This is a genomic window from Blastococcus sp. SYSU D01042 (genome assembly GCF_054050515.1).
The window spans coordinates 66683-90572 of the sequence record NZ_JBJGZM010000002.1; the positions used below are offsets into that span (position 1 = coordinate 66683).

Consider the following 23890-nt stretch of genomic DNA (forward strand, 5'->3'; position numbering starts at 1 on the left):
CGGCGGGTCAGAATGGGGACCGCCCGCGGGTCTCGGAGCCACCGGCGGTCCGGGGCGACCGGAGGTGATCCGTGCCGCGTTCGATGCCCGGGTCGTCGTCGGCGGGTCACCCAGGCCCGCGTCGCGACCCCGCCCCGACGGTCACGCCCCTGCCCTCGCCGGGCACGACGGGCGCGTCCCTGCTGCTCAACGCCACGTTCGAACCGCTGTGCGTCGTGTCCAGCCGGCGGGCCATCGTGCTCGTGCTCGCCGAGAAGGCCGTCGCCGTGGACTGCACGGCCGACGTCGTGCACGCCGCGACGGTGAGCCTGCCGGTCCCGGTCGTGGTGCGGCTGACCCGGTACGTCCGGGTGCCCTACCCCTCGTCGGTGCCGCTGTCCAGGCGCGCGGTCTTCACCCGCGACGGGCAGACCTGCGTCTACTGCGGCGGCTCGGCGACGTCGATCGACCACGTCGTCCCGCGCAGCCGGGGCGGCACGCACACCTGGGACAACGTGGTCGCCGCGTGCCGGCGGTGCAACCACACCAAGGCCGACCGCTCGCTGGCCGAGCTGGGCTGGGCGCTGCCGCACCCGCCCCGGACACCCAGCGGTGCGGCCTGGCGGCTGCTCGGGCACCGCACCGTCGACCCGCGCTGGCGCGAGTGGCTGGGCATGCCCGAGAGCGTCAGCGCATGACGTCGCCCGGAACCGCCCGACTGCTCTGGAGCCTGGCGGAGCCGTTCCACGCGCTGACGTACTTCGCCGCGGAGGCGCAGGCGGCGTTCGATGCCGTCGGGCTGACGGGGTTCTGGTCGGGCTACTTCGCCGGCCGGGCCGCCCCGCTGGGCGCCGTCGGCGCGGAGGTCGTCGGCGCGGCGTTCGTGGGCTTCGAGCCCGGCTTCGTGGCCCGCCGGGTGCCGGCGGTCTGGTCGGCGGCGAGCCCGGCGGCGGCGCTCGACGCCCGCCTGGCCGGGGTGGACGCCGCGGTCCGCCGCGTGCTGGGGGACGACTGGCCGCGGTCCGAGGCAGCGGCAGAGGCGGTGCGGCTGGCCGCCGTCGCGGCCGCCGCCGTCGACGTCGCCGGCCGCCCGCTCGCGGCCGCGAACGCCGCCCTGGCCGCCCCCGGCGAGCCGCACCTCGCGCTGTGGCAGGCGCTCACCACGCTGCGTGAGCACCGCGGCGACGGGCACACCGCGGCGCTCGTGGTGCGCGAGGTCGACGGCGTGCAGTCGCACGTGCTGGCCGCCGCGGCCGGGCGTTCCGACCGCGCCTGGCTGCAGAAGGCGCGCGGCTGGGACGACGCCGCATGGGACGCCGCCGCCGCGCATCTGGCCGACCGCGGCTGGCTGCACGAGGGCGCCCTCACCGCGGAGGGCCTGGCGATGGTGACCGCCATCGAGGCCGACACCGACCGGCTGGCGCTCGGCCCGTGGCGCGCGCTCGGCGCCCGGGGGTGCGACCGGCTGGTCGAGCTCCTCGGGCCGGTGCGCCGCGCGGTCCTCGTCGCGGGGCTGTGGCCGGCCGGCAACCCGATCGGCGTCCCCGACCCGGACTAGGTGACGCGCGAGCGCTCGGCGGGGAAGGCCTCGTACGAGCGGTCGGCGAGGATCGCGCGGAACCGGTCCATCGCGTCCCAGACGTCGACGAACCGGGTGTAGAGCGGCGCGGGGCCCAGCCGCACGCGGTCGGGGGTGCGGAAGTCCGGCACCACGCCGCGCTCGATGAGCGCCTGGGTGAGCTGCCAGGCCTGCGGGTGGGCGAAGGTGACGTGCGAGCCGCGGCGCGCGGCCTCTCGCGGCGAGGCCAGCGCGACCCCGGCCGGCACCAGCCACTCGTCGCCGAGCGCCACCACCAGGTCGGTCATCGTGCGGCCCTTCGCCGCCAGCGCCTCGATGCCCGCCTCGGCGACCAGCCCCGCGCCGACCTCGACCGCGGCCATGCCGAGCACCGGCGGCGTCCCCACCCCGAAGCGCTCGATGCCCTCGGCCGGCTCGTAGGCCGGGCCCATCGCGAACTGGTCGCGCTGGCCGAACCAGCCCTGGATCGGCGAGCGCAGCTCCTCCTGGAGCTCGCGGCGCACGTACAGGAAGGCCGGCGACCCCGGCCCGCCGTTGAGGTACTTGTAGGTGCAGCCCACGGCCAGGTCGGCGCCGGTCGCGTCGAGGTCGACGGGCACCGCGCCCACGGCGTGCGAGAGGTCCCAGAGCAGCAGCGCGCCGGCCTCGTGCACCAGCCGGGTCACCTCGGCGACGTCGGCCAGCGCGCCGGAGCGGTAGGCCACCCGCGAGAGGACGACGACGGCGACGCGCTCGTCCAGCGCGGCGGCCAGCACCCCGAGGTCGAAGCCCTCGTCGATGTCGGCCTCGATCTCGCGCACGCCCATGCCGCGCGCCTCCGCGACCCCGGCGACGACGTACCGGTCGGTCGGGAAGTCGTCGGCGGTGCAGACCAGCACGTCGCGGCCCGGTCGGGCGGCGGCGCCGGCGGCCACCAGCTTGTAGAGGTTGACCGTGGTCGAGTCGCCCACCAGCACCTGGCCGGGGCCGGCACCGAGGACGCCCGCGCCGAGCTGGTCGCCCAGCCGCGTCGCCGCGCCGATCCACTGCGACCACGAGCCGACCAGCCCCAGCGCCCACTCCTGCTCGACCACGCGGGCCAGCGCCGCCGGCGTCTCCAGCGGCATGCGGCCCAGCGAGTTGCCGTCGAGGTAGAGCATCCGTTCCGGTCCCTCGTCGGCGGCACCGGCGAAGCGCGCGCGGAAGCCGGCGAGGGGGTCGGCCGCGTCGAGGGCCTCCGCGGCGGCACGGGAGAGGTCCATGTCCCCTTGTGTACGTCACCGCCGGACCGGGCGTGCGCGCGGGCACGACTAGCGTCGCCGGCCGTGACGCAGCTGCACGACCTGACGGCGCTGGAGCAGGCCGCCGCCGTCCGCGCCCGCGAGGTCAGCCCCACCGAGCTGGTGACCCACGCGCTGGACCGCATCGCCGCGCACGACGCCGGCCTCGGCGCCTTCGTCACCGTGACCCCCGACCGCGCCCTCGCCGCCGCGGCGGCCGCCGGGCGCCGCGTCCTCGACGGCGGGGAGCTGCCTCCGCTCCTGGGGGTGCCGACCGCGATCAAGGACCTCACGAACACCGCCGGCGTGCGGACGACGTCCGGCTCGCGGATCACCGCCGACCACGTGCCCGCCGAGGACGACGCCGTCGTCACCCGGCTGGCCGCCGCCGGGACGATCAGCGTGGGCAAGACCAACACCCCCGAGTTCGGCTTCCCCTGCTACACCGACAACGACCTGGTCGGCCCGGCCCGCTGCCCGTGGGACCCGACCATGCTCGCCGGTGGGTCCAGCGGGGGAGCGGCGGTCGCGGTCGCCGCCGGGTTCGTCCCGGTCGCGCACGGCAGCGACGGCGGCGGCTCGATCCGGATCCCGGCGAGCATCAACGGGCTGGTCGGGCTCAAGCCGTCGCGGGGCCGGGTGAGCAACGCCCCGCTCGGCAGCGAGACCACCGGCCTGGTCACCCACGGCCCGCTCGCCCGGACCGTCCGCGACGCAGCGGCGCTGCTCGACGCGATGGCCGGACCGGAGATCGGCGACCCCGGCTGGGCGCCGCCGCTGCCGCCGGGGGAGACCTTCCTGGCCGCGGCCGACCGGGCGCCGGGGCGACTGCGCATCGGCGTCCTCCGGTCACCGCTGCCCGGCCTGGAGCTGCAGCGCGAGGTCGTGGACGCGCTGGAGGAGGCCGCCGGGCTGCTGGCCGGGCTCGGTCACTCCGTCGAGGAGGCGCCGGGCGGGCTGGTCGGGCCCGAGGTGATGCCGGCCTTCGAGCAGGTGTGGGCGCTGTCCGCCGCCACGCTGCCGGTGCCGGAGGAGCGGGTCGGCGAGCTGCGGCCGCTGACGCGGGTGCTCCGCGAGCGGGGTCTGGCGATGTCGGCCCGCGACGCGATGCTCGCGATGGGCGCCCTGCGCGTGTTCGCCCGCCGCTTCCTGCGGGCCACCGCGGCCTTCGACGTGCTGCTCGCGCCGGTGGTGGCCATGACACCGCGGCCCGTCGGCTGGTTCACCGACGACGGCGCCGAGGACTTCGAGCGCAACAAGCGCTACGCGGCCTTCCCCGCGCTGTTCAACGTGACGGGCCAGCCGGCTGTCAGCCTGCCCCTGCACTGGACCGCCGACGGCCTGCCGGTGGGCAGCGCGCTGGTCGGCCGGCCCGCCGACGAGGTCACCCTGATCGCGCTGTCCGCGCAGCTGGAGGCCGCCCGGCCCTGGGCGGGTCGACACCCCGCCGCCTGGGGGAGCGGGGCGGGCTGACCGCGGCCGGTGCCGGTAAGTTGACCCCCGTGACCGTCGCCGAGACCATCCTCGTCTTCGCCGGGGTGCCGCTGGCCGTCGTCCTGGTGCTCGCGCTGCTGACCATCGGGCCCGGCGTGCGCAACCGGCGTCCCCGCTACAAGCCGGGGCAGCCGTGGGACCACGAGCCGATCTGGTACGAGCCGCACCCGGAGGGCCCGGCGCACGGCGACGGGCACGGCGAGACCGCGGCCATCGGCTCCTCGGTCTACGGGGAGCGGCACGGAGCCGATGCCGCCGCGACGCACGCCGTGAGCGGCGGGACGTCGGCCGACGGCAGCGCCGCGCACACCGGTGGCGCCTCGACCGCTCCCCGCCCCCAGCCGGCCGGCCCGCTCGGCGGCGCCCGGGGCACCTGGTGATCCGGGTGACCGCCCAGCCGACGACCCCCGCCGCACCCGCGACCGACCTGCCCGGAGGCCCGCAGTGACCCGCGCGCTCGAAGTCGAGTCCCACGACACCGCGACGTCCGCGACGGCGCCGGCGCGCACCGACGAGGGCATCGACCAGATCTTCAGCTTCCGCGAGCTGGCCCGCCTCGACGAGGCGCTGACCATGTCCTCGCGGGAGACCGGCCTGCGCTTCACGCTCTACGTGGGCGACCTGGGGACGCCGACCCGCGCCCGCGCCGAGGAGCTGCATGCCTACTCGGGCGGGAACACCGCCGAGGCGGTGCTCATCGCCGTCTCCCCGGGGCAGCGCGTGGTCGAGATCGTCACCGGCTCCGCCGCGGCCCGCCGGCTGCCCGACCGCGCCTGCGCGCTGTCGGTGCTGTCGATGACCACGGCGTTCGCCGGCGGCGACCTCGTCGGCGGCATCATCAACGGCCTGCGCCAGATGTCGGACCAGGCGGGCCGCCCCACGCACCGCAAGCACTAGGACCTGGCGGTCCTCCGGACCGCTCGACGTCAGAGGCCCCGCCCACCGGTTCCGGTGGGCGGGGCCTCCGTCGTTCAGCCCCGGAGGCCGGCGTCGGCGTCCCGCTCGCGGGCGCGCAGGGCGCGGGCGATCCCGTCCCGGCCCTCGTGGACCAGCCGGCGCAGCGCCGAGGGCTGCTCGGCGTCGGCCAGCCAGGCGTCGGCCGCGGCGATGGTGCGCGGCTCGACCACCGAGGGGAACAGGTACTGGACGGCGTTCTTCGCGATCTCGCCGGAGCGCCGGTCCCAGATGGGCCGGATGTCGGCGAAGTAGCGGTCCACGTACGGCGCGGTGAGCTCGCGCTGCGCGGGGTGCCAGAAGCCGGCCACGATCGCCTCGTGCACGGCGTTGGGCACCTCGTCGTCGTGGAACGACAGCCGCCACGTCTCGGCCTTGGACTCCTCCGTGGGCCGCAGCGCCCGGGCCGTGGCCGCGCGTCGCACGCCGGTCGCGGTCGCGTCGCGCGCGGACTCCGCCTCGATCTCGGCGTCGCCGGCCGCCCCGATGGCGATCAGCCCGTGCAGGAACGCCCAGCGCGCGTCGGCGTCCACGACCAGCCCCTCGACGGTGCGGGAGCCGTCGAGCAGGCCGCGCAGCGCGGCGACGTGCTCGTCGGTGCGGGCGGCGCTGGCCAGCGTCCGCGACCAGAGCAGCTGCTGGTCGCTGCCGGCGGGCGCGGCCTGCAGCGCCGCCAGCGCGTGGTCGCCCAACCGGGCCCAGCCGGTGGGCGCCCACGTCGGGTCGGCGAAGCTGTTCAGCGCGGTCTGCACCCGCGCCAGCAGCGACTGGACGACGCTGATCTCGGTCTCGGCGTCCACGCCGGCGAGCACCAGCTCCACCCAGTCGCGGGCCGGCAGCTCGGCGTCGCGGGTCATGTCCCAGGCCGCCGACCAGCACAGCGCGCGGGCCAGCGGGTCGGTCATCGCGCCGATCCGGCCGCGCAGCGTGGCCAGCGAGCGCTCGTCGAGCCGCAGCTTCGCGTAGGTCAGGTCGTCGTCGTTGACCAGCACCAGGTCGGCGGCCGGGTGCCCGACCAGGTCGGGGACCTCCGTGCGTGCTCCGGCGACGTCGAGCTCGACCCGCGCGGTGCGGGTGAGCCCGTCGGGGCCCTCGCTGTAGAGCCCGACGGCCAGCCGGTGGTTGCGCAGCACCGGGTGCTCGGCCACCGCGGTCTGCTCGATGGCGAAGCTGCCGTACCGGCCGTCGTCGGTCAGCTCGAAGACCGGCCGCAGCGTGTTGACCTGGCTGGTGCGCAGCCACTGGTCGGCCCACTCGGACAGGTCGCGGCCGGAGCTCTCCGACAGCGGGCCGAGCAGGTCGGCGAGGGTGGTGTTGCCGTACTCGTGCGTGCGGAAGTACCGCCGCACGCCGGCGAGGAACTCCTCGCGGCCGACGTAGGCGACCAGCTGCTTGAGCACCGAGGCGCCCTTGGCGTAGGTGATGCCGTCGAAGTTGACCTCGACCGCGGCGACGTCCGGGATGTCGGCGGCGATCGGGTGGGTCGAGGGCAGCTGGTCCTGCGCGTACGCCCACGACTTCTCGGTGTTCGCGAACGTCGTCCACGCGGTCGTGTACTCGGTGGCCTCGGCCTGGCACAGGGTGCTGATGTAGGTGGCGAAGGACTCGTTGAGCCACAGGTCGTCCCACCAGCGCATGGTCACCAGGTCGCCGAACCACATGTGGCCCAGCTCGTGCAGGATCGTCTCGGCCCGGCGCTCGTAGCGGGCGCGGCTCACCTTGGAGCGGAAGACGTAGTCCTCGAGGAAGGTCACCGCGCCGGCGTTCTCCATCGCCCCGGCGTTGAACTCGGGCACGAAGAGCTGGTCGTACTTGTCGAACGGGTACGGGTAGTCGAAGACCCGGTGGTAGAAGTCGAAGCCCTGCTTGGTGACCCGGAACAGCTCGTCGGGGTCGAGGTACTGCGCGAGGCTGGCCCGGCAGTACAGGCCCAGCGGGATGCCCTCGTGGGAGTCGGTGACCTTGGCGTAGGGGCCGGCGACGAGCGCCACCAGGTAGGTCGAGATGCGCTTGGTCGGCGCGAAGTGCACCAGCTGCGAGCCGCCCTCGCCGGCCTCGATGGTGCGGTCGCCGCTGTTGGAGACGACCTGCCAGTCGAAGGGCGCCGTCACGTGCAGCGTGAAGGTGGCCTTGAGGTCGGGCTGGTCGAAGCAGGCGAACATCCGCTTGGCGTCGGCCGGCTCGAACTGCGTGTAGAGGTAGACCTGGCCGTCCTCGGGGTCGAGGAAGCGGTGCAGCCCCTCACCGCTGTTGGAGTACCGGCAGTCGGCGGTGACGACGAGGGTGTTCTGCTCGGCGAGGTCGGGCAGCGGCAGCCCGATCTCCTCCCGCCACGAGCTCACGTCGAGCTCGACGCCGTTGAGGGTGGCCGAGCGGAGGTCCTCCGCCACGAGGTCGATGAACGTGGCGGTGCCGGGCTCCCGGCAGCCGAACACGACCGTCGTCGTCGACAGGAAGGTGCGCTCGCCGGGGTGGCCGGCGCCGTCGGTGACGTCGAGGGCGAGGTCGTAGCTCTCGACGGTCAGCAGCTCGGCGCGGGCAGCGGCATCGATGCGGGTCAGGTTGGGTGCGGCCACGTCGGGCAGCTTCCCACGGGGGGACGACGGCATTCGCGGCCGCGGGGGGAGAGGGGGCACACCCTGCGCGGGAACAAGGGGACGCCGATGCTGATTGGCACCACCGAGACCCGGTGACGCGCACCCGGGTTCCCGACCGCGAGGAGAACCGCATGACCGAGGCAGTGCAGAGCGCCCCCGTGAGGGCCCGCGTCGACTTCTGGTTCGACCCGCTGTGCCCGTGGGCCTGGCTGACCAGCCGCTGGGTGCTCGAGGCCGCCAAGGTCCGCGACATCGACCTGCACTGGCACGTCATGTCCCTGTCGGTGCTCAACCGCGGGCGGGACCTGCCCGAGGAGTACCAGACCATGATGGAGAAGGCGATCGGCCCGGTCCGGGTCGCGATCGCCGCCGCCCAGCAGCACGGCGAGGAGGTCCTCGGCGACCTCTACACCGCGATGGGCACGCTCCGGCACCACGAGAAGGTGGAGCTCGAGGACCTCGTCGCCCCCGCGCTCGAGCGCGCGGGGCTGCCCGCCTCGCTGGCCGAGGCCGCGACCTCGACCGAGTACGACGAGGAGCTGGAGAAGAGCCACCACGCGGGCATGGACCCCGTCGGCGAGGACGTCGGCACGCCGGTCATGCACATCGACGGCGTCGCCTTCTTCGGCCCGGTCATCAGTAAGGTGCCCACCGGCGAGGACGCCGGCAAGGCCTTCGACGGCGCCGTCCTGCTCGCCAACCTCCCGGACTTCTGGGAGCTCAAGCGGACCCGCACCGCCGGCCCGGACATGGAGTCCGTCCCGGCCGACACCCTGCAGATCACCGGCCGCTGACCCACCCCTGCCTTTCCGCGGAAGAGCAGGCCGCGATTCCGCGGAAAGGCAGGGGACGGCGGCGGCCGTCAGGGCCGCGCCAGCAGCGCCTGCAGCTTGTCCATGACCTGCTCCTGCCCCGCGTGCGACTGCGCGCGGGCCTCATCGCTGGAGTAGCCGGTCTCGGTGACCGTCACGCGGGTGCGGCCACCGGGCAGCGGATCGAACTCCACGACGTGCGGCACCTGCTCCGGCACCCCTGGCGGGATGCCGGCGGCGGCCGGCGTGATGACGTGCCCGTCGCCGTCGGCGAACTCGCTGACGAACTCCAGGCGGTGCGGCTCGTCGACCACGCCGTACGTCCACCGGTTGTGCATGACGAAGCCCCCGTACTCGGCCGGGGCCTGCATGGCGACCAGCGTGTGACCGCCGACCTGGAGGTCGACGTCCGCGCGCGGGCAGGTGAAGCCGGAGGGCCCCCACCACTGCCGGACCATCTCCGGGTCGGACCACGCGCGCCACGCGGCCTCCGGCGGTGCGTCGACCTCCCGCGTCACGACCACGCGGCCCGTTCCTGCGTCGGCCTGCAGCATGCGTCCTCCTCGGCTCGTGCCCGTCCTGCCTGCTCGGTGTCGACCTCGCGGGACGCGCCGGCTCATCGGTCGCCCGCCGGATCGGGCATGCTGAGCCGGTGCCGCACCCTCCCCGCCAGCGGATCTTCATCTCCGGCGCCAGCGCCGGCCTCGGCCAGGGCATGGCCCGCCGCTTCGCCGCCATGGGCCGCGACCTCGCGCTGACCGCCCGCCGGCTCGACCGGCTGGAGGCGCTGCGCGACGAGCTGCTCGCCGCCCACCCCGGCATCCGCGTCACCGTCGCGGCGATGGACGTCGACGACCCCGCCTCGGTCGCGGCGGTGATGCCGCGCCTGGCCGAGGAGCTGGGCGGCTTCGACCGGGTGGTCGTGAACGCCGGCATCGGCAAGGGCGGCTCGGTGGGCACCGGGTCCGCCGCGGACAACCGGGCCGTCCTGCTGACCAACGTGCTCGGCTCGCACGCGCAGTGCGAGGCGGCGATGGAGATCTTCCGCGGCCAGGGTGCGGGTCACCTCGTGATCGTCTCGTCGGTCGCCTCGGTGCGGGGCATGCCGGGCACCCGGACCGCCTACGGCGCCAGCAAGGCGGCGCTCAACTCGCTCGCCGAGGGCATCCGCTCCGACACCTACGGCTCGCGCATCGTCGTCTCGGCGATCCTGCCCGGCTACATCGCCACCGACATCAACGAGGGACGGCGCGGTCCGCTGACCGTCGGGCTCGACAAGGGTGTGGACGCGCTGGTCCAGGTGATCGAGCGGGAGCCGGTGCGCGGCTACGTGCCCGAGTGGCCGTGGCGCCCGGTCGCGGCCCTGCTGCGGCTGCTGCCGCTGTCGGTCGTGCGGCGGCTCACCGGCTCCTGAGCGGGTTCACCAGCAGATCCGCATCGGCCGGCGGCGGCTGTCGAGCGCCCCGTCGCCGACGCATCCACCACGGCCGTCGGCCAGGCGCTGCGCCGACCACGCCGCCGCACAGGCGTCCAGCGCGTCGATCATCGGGACGAGGCGTGGTGCGTCGGCGAGCGCCTGCTCGACGTCCATCACCTCGCGCAGCGCGGACAGCCGTTGCACGGTGCCGCGGGCGGTGACCTTCGGATCGGTGACGCGGGCATCGATCGCCCGGAAGGCCAGCTCCGGGTGCACCTCCACCACGCGGTCGGACGGCGGGTCCCCCAGGGCGTCGTCGAGCTGCCGGATCGCCGGCACCAGGTTCCACGCCTGCTTGGACAGCGCCTTTCCGGACGCCGCGACGGAGATGCGACAGGCATCGACGTAGTCGGCGGCGCCGAGCACCTGCCTCAACGGAGCGGGGAAGACGGAGCTACCGGCACGGGCGAGCCGCGCGCGGGCCTCGTCGTCGCACAAGCGCCGGCCGTCGTCGGACAGCCCGATCGGCATGTCGATGGCGACCAGCTCGACGTCCGGCACGGCGAGGACGGCATCGACGTCGTCGAGCACGAGCAGCCGCACCGACCGGCCCTCCAGCAGCGCGCCCACCCAGCGGCCGCGCCAGCCGTCGACCCCCAGGACCGCCACGCGGCCAGCCTGACAGACTCGACGCCATGCGCGTCTTCGTCGGTACCGACCACGCCGGCCTCGAGTTCAAGGACCACCTGAAGAAGGTGCTCGCCGAGGCCGGGCACGAGCCCGTCGACTGCGGGGCGTTCGAGTACGACGCCCAGGACGACTACCCGCCGTTCTGCTTCGAGGTGGGCGAGCGGACCGTTGCCGAGCCGGGCTCGTTCGGCGTCGTCATCGGTGGCTCGGGCAACGGCGAGCAGATGGCCGCCAACAAGGTGCCCGGCGTCCGCGCCGCCCTGGTGTGGAACACCGCCACCGCCCAGCTGGCCCGGGAGCACAACGACGCCAACGTCGTCTCCATCGGTGCTCGGCAGCACAGCGTGGACGAGGCCACCGAGCTGGTGCTCGAGTTCCTGCGCACCGACTTCAGCGGCGACGAGCGGCACGTGCGCCGGATCGGGCTGATCCGCGACTACGAGCGCGACCGGCACCGCCCGGCCGGCGGCCAGCCGACGGGGCCGCAGCAGCACCCCTGAGGTCCGGGTCCCCGGCTCAGAACTCGTCGGGGCACCACGGGCTGACCGGCCACCCGAAGCCGGTCGAGGCCTGCACGACCGCGCCCGGGCTCACCTCGCGCACCCGCCCGGCGGCCTGCAGCGAGGCCAGCGAGACGCCGCCGAGGTAGGCCGCGGACAGCTCCTCGATGCCCAGCACGATGTCGGGGTCGCGGTCGGTCCGGTCGCAGAACGCGCCGGCGGGATGACCCCACAGGTGCCAGCGGCCGGTGTTCTCCGGGCAGAACTCGTCGCGCACCTCGAACACCATGTCCAGCGGCGCGGGGTACCGGCGGGCCGACAGCGCCCGGCCGACGTCGACCAGCCGCACCCACAGCGCGTCGACCGGTCGGGCGTGCAGCGCGCGCACGTCGGAGACCAGGTGGCGCAGCGGGTCGTCGTCCGAGGCCATCCCGGAGGTCACCGTGCGGACGAGGTCGATCGAGAGCAGGTACCGCCACAGCGCGGCGTAGGCCGCCGGCGTCGCGGCGCGCACCTCGCCGACCGTGATCTCGCCGTCCGGTTCGCTCTGCTCGCTCCAGCGCGCCGTCCGCCGGTAGGTGGCGTACCCGGTCGGCGTCCCGTCGGTCTCGGTGTGCAGCAGCAGCTGCAGGGCGGGCCGGCCCTTGCGCTCCTCGGGCTCGTCGAGCATCACCCGGTCCCACCAGACGTCGGTGCGGGCCAGGTTGCCCGGCACCCACCGGCGCAGCCGGTCGTGCAGGCCGGCGGCGGCCGCGCGGAACTCGGCGGGTCCGGCGGGGCGGACGGCCCCGGTGCCGAGGTCGACGTCGGAGCGCAGCCGCAGCCGCTCGGTGCGCCCGGTCCAGCCGCCCCGCCGCGTGGCGGGCGCGTAGCCGAAGCGGCCGTAGATGGAGGCCTCGGCGGCCCACAGCGCGGCCACCGGCTCCCGTCCGGCGGCCCGGATGTCGTCGAGCTGCCGGCGCATCATCGCGGTGAGCACGCCGCGCCGGCGGTGGGTCGGGGCGACGGTGACCCAGGTGACGCCCGCGCACGGGACGACGGCGCCGGGCACGGTCAGCTCCCGGCTGTAGATGCCCGCCGTGGCGACGACGCGGTCGTCCTCCCACAGCGCGAGCGACCGGTCGAGCTCGGCCCACGGCGACGGCGTCTCCAGGTACCGGCCGGCGGGCTCGTCGCCGAAGACCCCGACCATCGTCCGGAGGAACTGCGGCCACTCCGCGCGGGTGATCGGGCGGAGCTGGGCGGCGAGGTCCTCGGGCACGGCTCGTGTCTACCGGTCGGGGGACGTTGGGCGCCAACGGGTTGTCGGGCCGCTGATCGGTATCCAGGATGCGCGGATGGACGACGAGCGGCCGATCGGCTGGTGGGTGAAGCGCCTCGACGCGCTCCTCGAGGAGGCGCTGGACGCCGTCGTCGCCGGCGAGGGGCTGACCCGCCGCCACTGGCAGGTGCTGCACCAGCTCGCCGCGGGTGTCGACCAGGAGCCCGTGGTCGTCGCCGCCCTCGCGGACTTCCCCGGTGACGCGTCCGCCGTCGTCGGCGACCTGGCCCGCCGCGGCTGGGTGGACCGGCCGGCCGCCGGTCTGCTGCACCTGACCGCCGACGGGGCCGCCGCGCACGACCGGGTCTCGCGGGCGGTCGGGCGGGTGCGCCGGCACACCGCCGACGGGCTGTCCCGGCAGGAGTACGAGCGCACCGTGCTGGTCCTCGCCCGGATGGTCGAGAACGTGGAGCGGGCGCTGCGCCGCAGCTGAGCGGTCAGCTCCGCAGGTAGGCCAGCGTGGCCAGCACGCGGCGGTGCTGGTCGCCGTCCGGAGCCAGGCCGAGCTTGGCGAAGATGTGCTGGGTGTGCTTCTCCACCGCACCCGGGGTCACCACCAGCTGACGGGCGATCGCGGTGTTGGAGTGGCCCTCGGCCATCAGCCCGAGCACCTCGCGCTCCCGAGGGGTGAGCCGGCGCACCGGGTCGTCGGCCCGGCGACGCGCGAACAACTGCGCGACCACCTGCGGGTCGAGGACCGTGCCGCCGCCGACGACGTCCTCCAGGGCGGCGAGGAACGTGTCGACGTCGGCCACCCGGTCCTTGAGCAGGTAGCCGACCCCGCCGGCCCCGTCGGCGAGCAGCTCGTCGGCGTAGGCCACCTCGACGTACTGCGAGAGCACGAGCACCGCCGTCGCCGGCACCTGGCTGCGCGCCTCGACCGCGGCGCGCAGCCCCTCGTCGGTGTGCGTGGGCGGCATGCGCACGTCGACGACGGCGACGTCGGGGCGGTGCTCCGCCACCGCGGCCACCAACGACGGCCCGTCGCCGACGGCCGCGCACACCTCGGCCCCGACGTCGGCCAGCAGCCGGACCAGGCCCTCCCGCAGGAGGACCGAGTCCTCGGCCAGCACCACGCGCAGCGGGCGGCCGCTCACGTGCACGGCAGCGCCGCGGTCAGCCGCGTGGGTCCGCCCCGGGGGCTGTCGACGGCGAGGTGCCCGTCGACCGCCTGCAGCCGGTCGGCGAGGCCGGCCAGCCCGTGCCCGGGCGCGAGCACCGCGCCACCCCGGCCGTCGTCCTCCACGACGACGAGCAGCCGGAGCCCGTCGCAGGACAGCTGCACCCGGCACAGCGCGGCGTCGCTGTGCTTGGCCACGTTGGCCAGCGCCTCGCTGACGACGAAGTAGGCGGTGTTCTCGGTGACCGGCGCGAGCCGCTCGGCGGGCAGGTCGACGGTCAGCTCGACCGGCACGGGGGAGCGGGCGGCCAGGGCGGCGAGGGCGGCGGCGAGGCCGCGGTCGGCGAGCACCGGCGGGGCGATCCCGCGGGACAGCGCGCGCAGCTCCTCGAGGGTCTCGCGGGCGAGGTCGGTCGCCTCGCCGAGCGTGGCGCGGGCGCCGGCCGGGTCGGCGTCGAGCTGCCGCTGGGCGCGGGAGAGGTCCATGGCCAGGCGCACCAGCCGCTGCTGCGGGCCGTCGTGGATGTCGCGCTCCAGCCGGCGCAGCGCCACCGCCTCCGCCGCGACCGCCGCCTCGCGGCCCTCGGCCAGCCGGCCGATCTCGGCCTGGGCCGCGGCCCGCGAGGTCAGCATGACCCGGCCCAGCTGGGCCTGCAGCAGCGCGACGGCGCGGACGACGAACGGCAGCAGGACGGCGAAGACCAGGCCGATCGCGGTGTAGAGGGCGATGCGCCGGATCGGGGTGCTGTCGAGGCCGACGAGCTCCAGCAGGTCCTCGTTGTCCGGGTCGGTCGAGGAGTCGGGCAGCGCCCAGTCGTAGGCGGCGTAGGTGATGCCGGTGAGCGCGACCGACCACCAGGTGATCGTGACGACGAAGGAGACGATCGCGACGGGGAAGCGGACGAGTGCGTGCAGCGCGTCCAGCCAGGTCTGGGGGTCGCGCAGCGGGGTGAGCAGCTTGCGCACCGGCCGGCCCTCGGCGACCAGGTAGGCGGGGTCCGGCACGGGCCGGTCCAGCACGGCCGGCAGCCACGCCCGCTCGACGGCGGCGAACCCGCGGGCCGCCAGCAGGGTCAGCGACAGGACGGCGACGCCCACCCAGACCACGAGCAGCCCGGCCCCGGCGGACAGGCCGGTCACCACGACGACGAAGGCGGCGATCGCGAGCGGGAAGCCGGTCAGGGTGTAGCCGGTGTCGATGCCGAGCTGGCGCAGCCTGTTCGAGCGGCGCGGCTCCTCGTCGGCGGCTGGCGTGGTCATGATCGGGAGGACGGCGGTGTCGGTCGTCATGCCGTCGAGCCTCGTCGCGGGCAGGGTGCCGCCCCAGCCCGCTGGCTGGTGGATCGGGGGTCGGGCCGGCCCGAACGTCGCGCGCTCATCTCGGGTCGATGCTGGCCGCTGCGGGCCGCCGCTGTCCAGCGAACGGGCGGCGCGGCACCCGCCTAGGGTCGGGGGAGCGCCGTCGGCGCGTTCCCGAGCTGGAGGAGGTCCCCCGTGCGCGTCCGTGCGCTGCCCGTCGCCCTGGCCGTGGGGCTGGTCGTCGCCGGCTGCACCGGGTCCGCTCCGGAGGACGAGCCGCGGGGTGCCGCACCGGAGGGGGAGGCCACGGCCGCCGGGATGTCATCGCCCGCCGAGCCGCTCACGCTGCTCCCGGAGGACGACGCCGGCGCCCTGGCCTCGGGCCTGAGCGGGGTGCTGTTCGAGAGCGCGCCGGTGGTGGTGACCGCCCGCGAGGACGACCGGCCCGGGATGCTGCTGGCCGCCTCCGCCGCCGTCGGCCTGGGCGTCCCGCTGCTGGTGGAGGACGCCGACCTCGGGGACGAGGTGGACCGGCTGGGCGCCGGGACCGTGCTCGCGGTCGGCGAGGCCGACGGCGACGTCGACGGGGACGGGCCCGAGGTCGTGCGGGTGCCGGCGTCGCCGGACGCCGTCGCCGAGGCGACCGGCCTGGAGCTCGGGGACGCCGACCCGGTCGCGGAGGACGGCGCCGTGGGCGCGGTCGCCGGGCTGGACCGGGACGAGCCGGTGGCGCTGGTGCCCGACGACGAGGAGCCGGCCGCGGCCGACGACGTCGAGCGCCTGCCGGACGTGCGGCCCGGGGACGGGCAGGCCGGCACCGTCGTCCTGGTGCCCGCCGGCGAGCAGGCCCTCGCCGCCGCCGCGACCGCCCGGGCGGCCGGTGCGCAGGTGGTCGTGCTCGACGGCACGACCGACCCGCGCGCCTCGGAGCCGGCGCGGACGGCGCTGGCCGACGAGGGGACCGAGCACGTCGTGGTCCTGGGCGCGGAGCTGGCCGGCGCGGACGGGCTGGACTGGAAGCTGGAGACGGCGGCGACCGGGACCGAGCTCCCGGGCGGCGGGCAGCTGCTCTTCCCCGAGCGGATGCTGGTCGCGCTGTACGGCCACCCCGGGACCGCCGCCCTCGGCGTGCTGGGCGAGCAGCCGGTGGACGCGGCGATCCAGCGGGCGCGCGAGCACGCCGCGCCGTACGAGCCGCTGGCCGGGGGGCGGGCCGTGGTGCCGTCGTTCGAGATCATCGCGACCGTCGCCTCGGAGTTCCCGGGCCCGGACGGCAACTACTCGGCCGAGGCCGACATCGAGCTGCTGCGGCCCTGGGTCGAGGCGGCGGGGGCGGCCGGGGTGTACGTCGTCCTGGACCTGCAGCCCGGGCGCACCGACTTCGTCACGCAGGCGGAGCTGTACCGGCCGCTGCTGGAGCTGCCGCACGTCGGCCTGGCGCTGGACCCGGAGTGGCGGCTCGCGCCGGACGAGGTGCACCTGACCCAGATCGGCTCGGTCGGCGTGGAGGAGGTCAACCGCGTCGTCGCCTGGCTGGCCGACCTCACCCGCGAGCAGCGGCTGCCGCAGAAGCTGCTGGTGCTGCACCAGTTCCGGCTGGACATGCTGCCCGGTCGCGAGCTGCTCGACGTCTCCCGCGAGGAGCTGGCGGTCATGGTGCACGCGGACGGCCAGGGTTCGCAGGGGGACAAGCAGGCCACGTGGCAGGCGCTGCACCAGGGGGCGCCGCCGGTCTGGTGGGGCTGGAAGAACTTCTACGACGAGGACGCCCCGATGCTGACCCCGCAGCAGACGATGGAGCAGGTCGTCCCCGCTCCTGACCTGGTCTCCTACCAGTAGCGGCCGCCCCCCACACGGTTCGACAGCCGAACCGTGCTGCTGGGGCTCCCGGACTGTCGGTCCGGTGTGGTGTGCTGGCGCGCACACCCCACCGGAGGAGGAGTTGCCAGGTGACCAGCGTGGCCCTCGGCCCCACCGACCAGCTCGACCCGCGGCTGCTGGAGCACCGGCGCGAGCTCACCGGCTACTGCTACCGCATGCTCGGGTCCGCCTTCGACGCCGAGGACGCGGTGCAGGAGACGATGGTGCGCGCCTGGCGCAGCCTGGGCGACTTCGAGGGCCGCTCGGCGCTGCGGTCCTGGCTGTACCGGATCGCGACCAACGTCTGCCTCGACCAGCTCAACGGCCGCAAGCGGCGGGCGCTGCCGATGGACCTCGCCGGCGACCCCTACCCGCCGGTCCCGGCGTCGCTGGCCGGCCGGCGGCCGATGACGGCGTGGGTCGAGCCGGTGCTCGACCGCCAGGTGCTCCCCGAGGACGGCGACCCGGCCGAGCAGGCGGTGGCCCGGGAGTCGATCCGGCTGGCGTTCATCGCGGCCCTGCAGCACCTGCCGCCCCGCCAGCGGGCCGTGCTGATCCTGCGGGAGGTGCTGCGCTGGAAGGCCGACGAGGTCGCCGGGCTGCTCGACACGACCGTGGCCTCGGTGAACAGCGCGCTGCAGCGGGCGCGGGCCACGCTCGCCGACCTGGAGGCCCGGCCGGCGCCGCGCAGCCTGGACGACGACGACCGCGAGCTGCTCGCCCGCTACCTGGACGCGTTCGAGCGGTACGACATCGAGGCGTTCGTGCAGCTGCTGCACGAGGACGCCACCCAGCACATGCCCCCTTTCGAGATGTGGCTCCGCGGTGCTTCGGACATCGGCACCTGGATGCGGGGCCCGGGCAGCGAGTGCGAGGGGTCGAAGGTGTTCCTCACCTCGGCCAACGGGACGCCGGCGGTGGCGCAGTACCGGCCCCGCGCGGGTGGCGGGCACGAGCCGTGGGGGCTGCACGTGCTGGAGATCGAGGGCGGGAAGGTCGCCCACATCTCCAGCTTCCTGGACGTCGGGACGGGGCTGTTCGTGAAGCTGGGCCTGCCGGCGGGCTTCGACTGACCGTCCCCGCCCCGCGGCGCCGGGGTGGAGCGGGCTCGTGCTGCCACGAGCCCGGTGACGTCGTCAGCCGGCCGGCGGCGCGTAGAGCTGCAGGTCGTTGCCCTCGCTGTCCTTGAAGGCGGCGATCCGGCCCCAGTCGTAGCTCGCGATGTCACCGGCGAACTGCACGCCGGCGCCGCGCAGGCGCTCGACCTCCTCCTCGATGCCCGAGTCGGGCGTGAAGCTGATGACGGCGCCGCCGTCGGCATGGGCGGCCGTCCCCTCGCGGGCGTTCAGGCCGATGGTCAGCCCGCCGGCGTCGATCTCCGACCAGTCCGCCATGGTGTTCTTCGCCGTCAGCCCCAGCACGTCGGTGTAGAAGCGCACCGCCCTGTCCATGTCGTCCACGGGCACCCAGACCGTCGCCACACCGCTTGCCATCGTCTCTCCTCCAGCGCAGATGTCGGAGCGGACCCGCTCCGCTGCGTCGCGGCTACCCCGTGCGTGAGCGCGGACAAACCGCCGGGGAGGACGCGGGGCGTGGCGGGCGCCCGGGCGGGTAGCGGCTCCCTCATGTCCGACTTCGAGATCACCGCCCTGGTCCTTGCCGAGCACGAGATCTTCCGCCGGGACTTCGCTGCCCTCGACGACCTGTCCGGACCGGATCTCGCCGCCGCTTGGGAGGCGCTGCACGCCCGGCTCGAGGTGCACGCCGTCGCCGAGGAGCAGCTGTTCTACCCGCTGCTGGCCCAGGAGGCCGACGGCGAGCAGGAGACAGCGGAAGGGGTCCACGACCACAACGAGATCCGGCACGCCGCGGCGGCCGTCGGGGAGCACGAGCTCGGCAGCGACGGCTGGTGGGCGGCGGTCCGCAACGCGCGGCAGGTCAACGCCGACCACATGGCCGAGGAGGAGACCGACTTCTTCCCGCCCTTCAAGGAGGCGGTCGACGACGAGCAGCGCGAGGCGCTCGGCATGCGCTGGCTGGCCTTCCACGACGAGCACGAGGAGGCCGAGGGCCTGTCGGGCGCCGACGCGAAGGTGGCCGACGTGGTCGCGATCGAGGTGCCCGAAGGCGACCCGACCGTCTAGGGGGGAGTGCGCGGTGATCCAGGGGCACGGCCTCACCTCGGGGGGCGCCGCGCGTACCCCGCCTCCCCGCGCAAGCGCCGTCCGCGCGAGCCGAAGGACTCCTCGTCGACCCCCCGCCGCAGCCCCGGCCGGGTGGGGCGCTCGGTCAGGGGCGGGAAGGGCCCGGGCTGGCAGTGCGGGCACCACCAGGTCTCGCGGGCGTACGGCGCGCCGGTGACCGAGTCGCGGAAGGCGACCGGCGTGCCGCACCGCCGGCACGGTCGCTCGGCCCTCCCGTAGACCCAGTGGGTCTGGCCTCGGCGGGTGTTGCCGGTGGTGACCTGACCGGGGTGGTCGAGGGAGTGCTGCAGCATCCGGCGGGCCAGCCGGACCGTGGCCCGGAGGTCGACGTCGCGGACGGGCGTCCAGGGGGAGTGGCCGCGCAGGTAGCAGGTCTCCACCGCCCAGAGGTTGCCGATGCCGGCGAGGTTCTTCTGGTCCAGCAGCGCCTCGACGAGCGGGCGCCCGGGATCGCGCAGCAGCCGCTCGACGGCCGCGTCCTCGTCCCACGAAGGTCCGAGCAGGTCCGGCCCGAGGTGGCCGACCACCGTGTCCTCCCGCGCGGTCTCGAGGAGCTCGAGCACCGGCATGCGCAGCGCGTACGCCGTCGGGCCGTCGGTGTGCAGGACCAGGCGGATCTCGTCGTCGAAGGTGCGCGGCAGGCGCTTGCCCGGGCCGACCACCTGCCAGGCGCCGTCCATCCTGAAGTGGGTGTGCAGCGTCAACCCGCCGCTGAAGCGGGTGAGCATGTGCTTGCCGTAGGAGTCGAACGCGGTGATCGTGCGGCCCGCCAGGTCGGCCGTGGCGAGCTGCGGGACGCGGAAGTCGCTGCGCACGACGGTGCGGCCGACCAGGTGCCCCCGCATGCGCCGGGCGGCCTTCCAGACGCTGTCTCCCTCGGGCACGTCCCCATGGTGCCCGTCGGCAACCGGTCCCGCCGTCGCCTCAGCGGGCCGACGCCCCGGCCAGCCAGGCGGCCCGGCGTCGCGCCGATGCCTGGGCGAGCCAGGCGTCCTGCACCAGCTCGGCGAGCTCCTGCCGGCCGATCTCGCTGAGCCGGCCGGCCTGCACCAGCACGGAGGCGTGCCCGTCGAAGTGCGGGGTGGTGAAGAACGGCGTCGCCGGGTCCTGCACCAGCGCCTGCTTGTCCGCCTCCGACCCGACCCAGAACATGATCACGTCGGGCAGCTTGTGCCCCTGCGCGTCGACGGCGTCCGGGCGCGGCGTGCGGAAGAAGGCGAACGACTTCCCGCCCACCTGGTAGACCGCGTTGCCCCGCGACCCGTGCACCACGGTCACGTGCGGCATCGCCTGCGCGAGCTCGTGCACGTCCTCCACCCGTGCCGGCCGGTCAGCGGTCACGCCGGCAGCGTAGGGGCCGGAGCGGTGCCCGGGTCGGCACGACCGCGCGGCCGTACCTCCCACCCTTGTCCCGCCCGGACGACCGACCCACCATGGGGACGCTGCGATGTGCGTCGTGAGGGGGACGTCACGTGGAGGTCCGCGAGAGTGCTGTCGGCCCACCGGGCGGGCGGACGTGACCGGCCTCGTCGTCTCGGCGGAGACGAGGCTCGCCCGCCTGCTCGAACGACTCCTCACGGCCGCTGAGGCCTCCCTGGAGGCGGGCGACCTCGAACCTGCCCGGACGACGGCCGAGGAGGTGCGCGCCGTCGATCCGGACAACCGGCGCGCCGCGGTCATCCTGCAGCGGGTGGCGGCCCGGCAGGTGGGCCCGTCCGGCGAACGCGTGCTGATGACGCTGCTCTTCTCCGACCTCGTGGGGTCGACGGTGATGTCCGAGCAGGTGGAGCCGGAGCAGCTGCGCGACCTCTTCGCCTTCTACCGCTCGGCCGCCCAGGAGGCGGTCACCCGGTACGGCGGCACCGTCCTGCACTACTCCGGTGACGGCATCCTCGCGGGGTTCGGCCACCCGTCGCCCCACGAGGACGACGCGCGGCGGGCGGTGCTGGCCGGCCTCGACCTGGTGGTCGCGCTGCGCGACGCCGCCCCGCAGCTCGCCGACCGCTTCGGGGTGGCGCCGGAGGTCCGCGTCGGGATGCACACCGGCCGGGTGGTGGTCACGGACCTGAGCGACGGCGGCGCCGTCGCCGAGCGCGACTCGGTCGTCGGCCTCGTGCCCAACCTCGCCGCGCGGATCCAGCAGGCGGCCGACCCCGGCACGGTGGTCGTCAGCGACGTCACCCAGCAGATGGTCGACTCCGACTTCTTCCTGCGCTCGCTGGGGGAACGCCGGCTCAAGGGGATCAGCCGCCCGGTCGAGGTCTTCGCCGTGGAGCGCCCGCGCTACGCCGCCGCCAGGTTCCAGGCCGAGCGGTACCGCAAGGCCGGGCTCGTCGGCCGGGACGAGCCCCGTGACCGGCTGCTCTCCGCCTGGCGCGAGGTACGGGAGGGCGCTCAGCCGCAGGAGGCCTCGTTCCTGGTCGCCGGGGAGGCGGGCATCGGCAAGTCCCGGCTGGTCGTCGAGCTCCTCGACCGGGTCGAGGCCAGCGGCGGGCAGGTCGTGGGTGCGGTGTGCCTGCCCTACTACGCGAACGTCTCCCTGTGGCCGGTCGCACGCCTACTCGAGCGCCTGGTCGGCGAGGGCGAGGACGCCGATCGGCGGGACCGGCTCGCGAGCTACCTCCGCGACGCCGGGCTGGACCCGGCTCGAGGGATCCCCTTCCTCGGCCCCCTGGTCGGGATCGCCCCGACCGGGGAGTTCCCGGCGCCGGACCTCGATCCGAGCGCCGTGCTCGACGAGACGCTCGACCTGCTCGTGGACTGGCTGGCCGGTCTGGCCGCGGTCCGCCCGCACCTGCTGGCCGTCGAGGACGTGCACTGGGCCGATCCCTCGACCGTGGAACTGCTCGGACGCGTCATCCGCCGTGGTCCCGCGGGCCTGCTGGTGGTGGTGACGGCACGCGACGTCGCCGCCGTCCCGTGGCGGGACCGCCTCTCCGTGGTCGAGCTCGGCCGGCTCGACGGCTCCGCCGCCAACCGCCTGGTCGACAACCTGGCGGCCGGGAAGCACCTGGACGGCCCGGCGAGGACGGCCATCCTGGAGCACGCCGAGGGGATCCCCCTCTTCATCGAGGAGCTCACGCGCTCGAGCCTGGACGCGCGGCGGGGCGAGTCGATACCCCTGCGGTTGCAGGAGCTGCTGACCTGGCGCCTCAAGGCGCCGGGCGTCGACCTGCGCGTGGTCCAGGTGGCCGCGACCATCGGGTCGACCTTCGACCCGGCGACCGTCGCGGCGGTCACCGGCGACGCCGACCTCGTGACCGACCAGCTGCGGGTGCTGGCCGACGCGGGCATCGTCGAGCCGGTCGGCCTCGCGGCGGGCACCTACCGCTTCCGCCATGCGCTGATGCGGGACGCCGCCTACGAGACGCAGGTGCTCGACGTGCGGCGCAGGAGGCACGCCCGTGTGGCCGACGCGCTCGCTGCCCGGGGTGCGGAACCCGCGCTCGTCGCGCAGCACCTGGACCTCGCCGGGGCGGTCGAGCAGGCGGTCGCCCGGTACGCGGACGCCGGCCGGCTCGAGCTCGGCCGCGGGGCGCACCCGGAGGCCAGGAGGCTGTTCTCGCGGGTGCTGGAGCTGCTCGACACCGTCTCCCCCTCGGACGAACGCGACCTCGGCGAGCTCGACGCCGTCCTGATGCACGGGCTGGCCGTCAGCTCGATGCAGGGCTACGCCTCGCCCGAGGTGGAGGCCGACCACCGGCGGGCCCAGGAGATCGCCGCCCGGCTCGGGCGTCCGGAGGTGCTCCCCGCGCTGGTCGCCCTGTGGGCCTACTGGCTCACGAGCGGACGGCTGACCACGGCTCTCGGTGTGCTCGACCAGCTCACCGCGATGGTGGGGGAGCCGGCGTACGCCGCCTTCCGGCCGGAGGTGTCGGTGCTGGCGGGCTTCCAGGAGTTCCACCGCGGCCACCTCGTGCCGGCGCAGGAGCACCTGGAGCGGGCGCAGCGAGCCTTCGCCGCCCGCGACGCCGACGAGCGCGTCTCGCCGCTGTGGCCGCTGCCCGACGACCCGATCGCGGCGTCGGGGAGCGTCCTCGCCGCCGTGGGCGCCATGCGCGGGGACCTCGACGCGTCGCGCCGGTGGGAGGGCGTGGCCCTCGGACGGGCGGCGGAGATCGGCTCCCCGCAGGGTCCGTTCACCCTCGTCCTGGTCCAGTGCTACGTCTCGATCATCCGGTACTTCCTCGGGGACGAGGACGCGGCGTCACGGGCGGGCTGGGACATGGTCGCCGTGGGCCGCGAGCACGGCCTCCCGTTCCGGTCCGCGTGGGGGGCCGCCTGGGCCGCCACGGGCACACCCGGTGGGGCGCCGGACCGCGACTTCCTCGAGGATGCCCTCGCCACGCTGGAACGCACGGGGTGGCTGACCTTCCTGCCCTTCCACCTCGCCCACCTCGCCCGGCTCGACGCGGCGGCCGGGGACCTGGACCGGGCCGATCGGCACCTGACCGAGGCCTTCGACGCGGTGCGGCGGATGGGGGAGGAGATCCACCTCCCCGACCTGCTCCGTCAGCGCGCCGGCCTGACGCTGATGCGCGGAGGCGAGGCCTCGGCGGCCGTGGAGGACCTCGTTGCGGCGGTGCGGACCGCGACCGGGCAAGGAGCACGCGTCGTCCGGCTCCGAGCAGCCCTCGACCTCGCCCGGCTCCCCGCGTCCTGCCGGCCCCCTGGCTGGCGCCATCTCCTCGCGGAGGCGCTGGCCGACGTGCCGCCGGGATACGACGGCGAGGAGACCGCAGCCGCCGAGCAGCTGCTCAGGGGTTGACGCCCGGGCGGGCACTCGCGATGCGAGGGAAGAGCCC

General features: G+C 75.3%; 23 protein-coding genes. 13 read left to right on the forward strand and 10 right to left on the reverse strand.

The genetic code is table 11. The annotated features are described in order from the left end of the window. Positions 1 to 71: 71 nt before the first annotated feature. Together ACI79H_RS04465 and ACI79H_RS04470 are read left to right on the forward strand one after the other, a co-directional pair. Positions 72 to 677, forward strand: coding sequence for an HNH endonuclease (locus ACI79H_RS04465; RefSeq protein WP_456553173.1), 606 nt, complete (start codon positions 72 to 74; stop codon positions 675 to 677). Continuing rightward, positions 674 to 1537: an SCO6745 family protein gene (locus ACI79H_RS04470; protein WP_456553174.1), complete on the forward strand. Its 864-nt coding sequence runs from the start codon at positions 674 to 676 to the stop codon at positions 1535 to 1537. Before ACI79H_RS04465 ends, ACI79H_RS04470 begins: the two co-directional genes overlap by 4 nt. Here the strand turns inward: ACI79H_RS04470 and kynU are convergent. Beyond that, entirely contained in the window at positions 1534 to 2799 is a 1266-nt protein-coding gene (gene kynU, locus ACI79H_RS04475) for a kynureninase (RefSeq protein WP_456553175.1), read from the reverse strand. The two genes, ACI79H_RS04470 and kynU, sit on opposite strands and share 4 nt — an antisense overlap. A gap of 63 nt (positions 2800 to 2862) precedes the next feature. On the opposite strand from kynU, the gene ACI79H_RS04480 reads away from it, so the two are divergent. From ACI79H_RS04480 to ACI79H_RS04490, 3 genes are all read left to right on the forward strand, one after another. Next, positions 2863 to 4290: an amidase gene (locus ACI79H_RS04480; RefSeq protein WP_456553176.1), complete on the forward strand. Its 1428-nt coding sequence runs from the start codon at positions 2863 to 2865 to the stop codon at positions 4288 to 4290. Between the two features lie 29 nt (positions 4291 to 4319). Next, the gene (gene ctaJ / locus ACI79H_RS04485) at positions 4320 to 4691 is read left to right on the forward strand and encodes an aa3-type cytochrome oxidase subunit CtaJ (RefSeq protein ID WP_456553177.1); all 372 of its coding nucleotides are present in this window, start codon (positions 4320 to 4322) and stop codon (positions 4689 to 4691) included. A gap of 64 nt (positions 4692 to 4755) precedes the next feature. Beyond that, complete coding sequence (locus ACI79H_RS04490; RefSeq protein WP_456553178.1) at positions 4756 to 5208, forward strand: DUF5130 family protein; 453 nt, start codon at positions 4756 to 4758, stop codon at positions 5206 to 5208. 74 nt (positions 5209 to 5282) lie between these two features. On the opposite strand, the gene pepN is transcribed toward ACI79H_RS04490, so the two are convergent. Then, positions 5283 to 7841, reverse strand: coding sequence for an aminopeptidase N (gene pepN, locus ACI79H_RS04495; protein WP_456553179.1), 2559 nt, complete (start codon positions 7839 to 7841; stop codon positions 5283 to 5285). A 152-nt stretch (positions 7842 to 7993) separates the two neighbouring features. Here pepN and ACI79H_RS04500 point away from each other — a divergent pair, with 152 nt between their 5' ends. After that, positions 7994 to 8656: a mycothiol-dependent nitroreductase Rv2466c family protein gene (locus tag ACI79H_RS04500; protein ID WP_456553180.1), complete on the forward strand. Its 663-nt coding sequence runs from the start codon at positions 7994 to 7996 to the stop codon at positions 8654 to 8656. Positions 8657 to 8724: 68 nt separating this feature from the next. On the opposite strand, the gene ACI79H_RS04505 is transcribed toward ACI79H_RS04500, so the two are convergent. Beyond that, positions 8725 to 9228, reverse strand: a complete 504-nt coding sequence (locus ACI79H_RS04505; RefSeq protein WP_456553181.1) for an SRPBCC family protein — start codon at positions 9226 to 9228, stop codon at positions 8725 to 8727. A gap of 98 nt (positions 9229 to 9326) precedes the next feature. Between ACI79H_RS04505 and ACI79H_RS04510 the strand changes: the two genes are divergently transcribed. Further along, positions 9327 to 10088 (forward strand): SDR family oxidoreductase, encoded by a 762-nt coding sequence (locus tag ACI79H_RS04510; protein ID WP_456553182.1) that lies wholly within the window; start codon positions 9327 to 9329, stop codon positions 10086 to 10088. A 6-nt stretch (positions 10089 to 10094) separates the two neighbouring features. Here ACI79H_RS04510 and ACI79H_RS04515 read toward each other — a convergent pair whose 3' ends face one another. Beyond that, complete coding sequence (locus ACI79H_RS04515; RefSeq protein ID WP_456553183.1) at positions 10095 to 10760, reverse strand: DUF429 domain-containing protein; 666 nt, start codon at positions 10758 to 10760, stop codon at positions 10095 to 10097. A gap of 26 nt (positions 10761 to 10786) precedes the next feature. On the opposite strand from ACI79H_RS04515, the gene ACI79H_RS04520 reads away from it, so the two are divergent. Continuing rightward, complete coding sequence (locus ACI79H_RS04520) at positions 10787 to 11281, forward strand: ribose-5-phosphate isomerase (protein WP_456553184.1); 495 nt, start codon at positions 10787 to 10789, stop codon at positions 11279 to 11281. 16 nt (positions 11282 to 11297) lie between these two features. On the opposite strand, the gene ACI79H_RS04525 is transcribed toward ACI79H_RS04520, so the two are convergent. Further along, positions 11298 to 12542: a GNAT family N-acetyltransferase gene (locus tag ACI79H_RS04525; RefSeq protein WP_456553185.1), complete on the reverse strand. Its 1245-nt coding sequence runs from the start codon at positions 12540 to 12542 to the stop codon at positions 11298 to 11300. A gap of 76 nt (positions 12543 to 12618) precedes the next feature. Between ACI79H_RS04525 and ACI79H_RS04530 the strand changes: the two genes are divergently transcribed. Further along, positions 12619 to 13035: a MarR family winged helix-turn-helix transcriptional regulator gene (locus ACI79H_RS04530; RefSeq protein ID WP_456553186.1), complete on the forward strand. Its 417-nt coding sequence runs from the start codon at positions 12619 to 12621 to the stop codon at positions 13033 to 13035. Between the two features lie 4 nt (positions 13036 to 13039). Here the strand turns inward: ACI79H_RS04530 and ACI79H_RS04535 are convergent, their stop codons facing one another. After that, on the reverse strand, positions 13040 to 13699 hold the full coding sequence (locus tag ACI79H_RS04535) for a response regulator (protein WP_456553187.1): 660 nt from the start codon (positions 13697 to 13699) through the stop codon (positions 13040 to 13042). Beyond that, positions 13696 to 15012: a sensor histidine kinase gene (locus ACI79H_RS04540; RefSeq protein ID WP_456553188.1), complete on the reverse strand. Its 1317-nt coding sequence runs from the start codon at positions 15010 to 15012 to the stop codon at positions 13696 to 13698. Before ACI79H_RS04540 ends, ACI79H_RS04535 begins: the two co-directional genes overlap by 4 nt. A 204-nt stretch (positions 15013 to 15216) precedes the next feature. On the opposite strand from ACI79H_RS04540, the gene ACI79H_RS04545 reads away from it, so the two are divergent. Further along, positions 15217 to 16860: a hypothetical protein gene (locus ACI79H_RS04545; protein ID WP_456553189.1), complete on the forward strand. Its 1644-nt coding sequence runs from the start codon at positions 15217 to 15219 to the stop codon at positions 16858 to 16860. Between the two features lie 110 nt (positions 16861 to 16970). After that, positions 16971 to 17954, forward strand: coding sequence for a sigma-70 family RNA polymerase sigma factor (locus ACI79H_RS04550; protein ID WP_456553190.1), 984 nt, complete (start codon positions 16971 to 16973; stop codon positions 17952 to 17954). A 63-nt stretch (positions 17955 to 18017) separates the two neighbouring features. On the opposite strand, the gene ACI79H_RS04555 is transcribed toward ACI79H_RS04550, so the two are convergent. Next, positions 18018 to 18374 (reverse strand): VOC family protein, encoded by a 357-nt coding sequence (locus ACI79H_RS04555; protein WP_456553191.1) that lies wholly within the window; start codon positions 18372 to 18374, stop codon positions 18018 to 18020. A 132-nt stretch (positions 18375 to 18506) separates the two neighbouring features. Between ACI79H_RS04555 and ACI79H_RS04560 the strand changes: the two genes are divergently transcribed. Continuing rightward, the gene (locus ACI79H_RS04560) at positions 18507 to 19025 is read left to right on the forward strand and encodes a hemerythrin domain-containing protein (protein ID WP_456553192.1); all 519 of its coding nucleotides are present in this window, start codon (positions 18507 to 18509) and stop codon (positions 19023 to 19025) included. Between the two features lie 32 nt (positions 19026 to 19057). Here the strand turns inward: ACI79H_RS04560 and ACI79H_RS04565 are convergent, their stop codons facing one another. Both ACI79H_RS04565 and ACI79H_RS04570 read right to left on the reverse strand, forming a co-directional pair. Further along, the gene (locus tag ACI79H_RS04565) at positions 19058 to 19969 is read right to left on the reverse strand and encodes a DNA-formamidopyrimidine glycosylase family protein (protein WP_456553193.1); all 912 of its coding nucleotides are present in this window, start codon (positions 19967 to 19969) and stop codon (positions 19058 to 19060) included. 40 nt (positions 19970 to 20009) lie between these two features. Further along, positions 20010 to 20426 (reverse strand): MmcQ/YjbR family DNA-binding protein, encoded by a 417-nt coding sequence (locus ACI79H_RS04570; RefSeq protein ID WP_456553194.1) that lies wholly within the window; start codon positions 20424 to 20426, stop codon positions 20010 to 20012. A gap of 175 nt (positions 20427 to 20601) precedes the next feature. Here ACI79H_RS04570 and ACI79H_RS04575 point away from each other — a divergent pair, with 175 nt between their 5' ends. Further along, positions 20602 to 23853 carry an ATP-binding protein gene (locus tag ACI79H_RS04575; protein ID WP_456553195.1) on the forward strand — a complete coding sequence of 1084 codons (3252 nt, stop codon included), beginning with the start codon at positions 20602 to 20604 and terminating at the stop codon, positions 23851 to 23853. Positions 23854 to 23890 lie beyond the last annotated feature (37 nt).

Excerpts from the sequence above, each read along its gene's own strand:
- ACI79H_RS04470 (WP_456553174.1), top strand. The coding sequence starts at position 674 with ATGACGTCGCCCGGAACCGCCCGACTGCTCTGGAGCCTGGCGGAGCCG.
- kynU (WP_456553175.1), bottom strand. The coding sequence starts at position 2,799 with ATGGACCTCTCCCGTGCCGCCGCGGAGGCCCTCGACGCGGCCGACCCC.
- ACI79H_RS04500 (WP_456553180.1), top strand. The coding sequence starts at position 7,994 with ATGACCGAGGCAGTGCAGAGCGCCCCCGTGAGGGCCCGCGTCGACTTC.
- ACI79H_RS04505 (WP_456553181.1), bottom strand. The coding sequence starts at position 9,228 with ATGCTGCAGGCCGACGCAGGAACGGGCCGCGTGGTCGTGACGCGGGAG.
- ACI79H_RS04520 (WP_456553184.1), top strand. The coding sequence starts at position 10,787 with ATGCGCGTCTTCGTCGGTACCGACCACGCCGGCCTCGAGTTCAAGGAC.
- ACI79H_RS04530 (WP_456553186.1), top strand. The coding sequence starts at position 12,619 with ATGGACGACGAGCGGCCGATCGGCTGGTGGGTGAAGCGCCTCGACGCG.
- ACI79H_RS04540 (WP_456553188.1), bottom strand. The coding sequence starts at position 15,012 with ATGACGACCGACACCGCCGTCCTCCCGATCATGACCACGCCAGCCGCC.
- ACI79H_RS04555 (WP_456553191.1), bottom strand. The coding sequence starts at position 18,374 with ATGGCAAGCGGTGTGGCGACGGTCTGGGTGCCCGTGGACGACATGGAC.
- ACI79H_RS04560 (WP_456553192.1), top strand. The coding sequence starts at position 18,507 with ATGTCCGACTTCGAGATCACCGCCCTGGTCCTTGCCGAGCACGAGATC.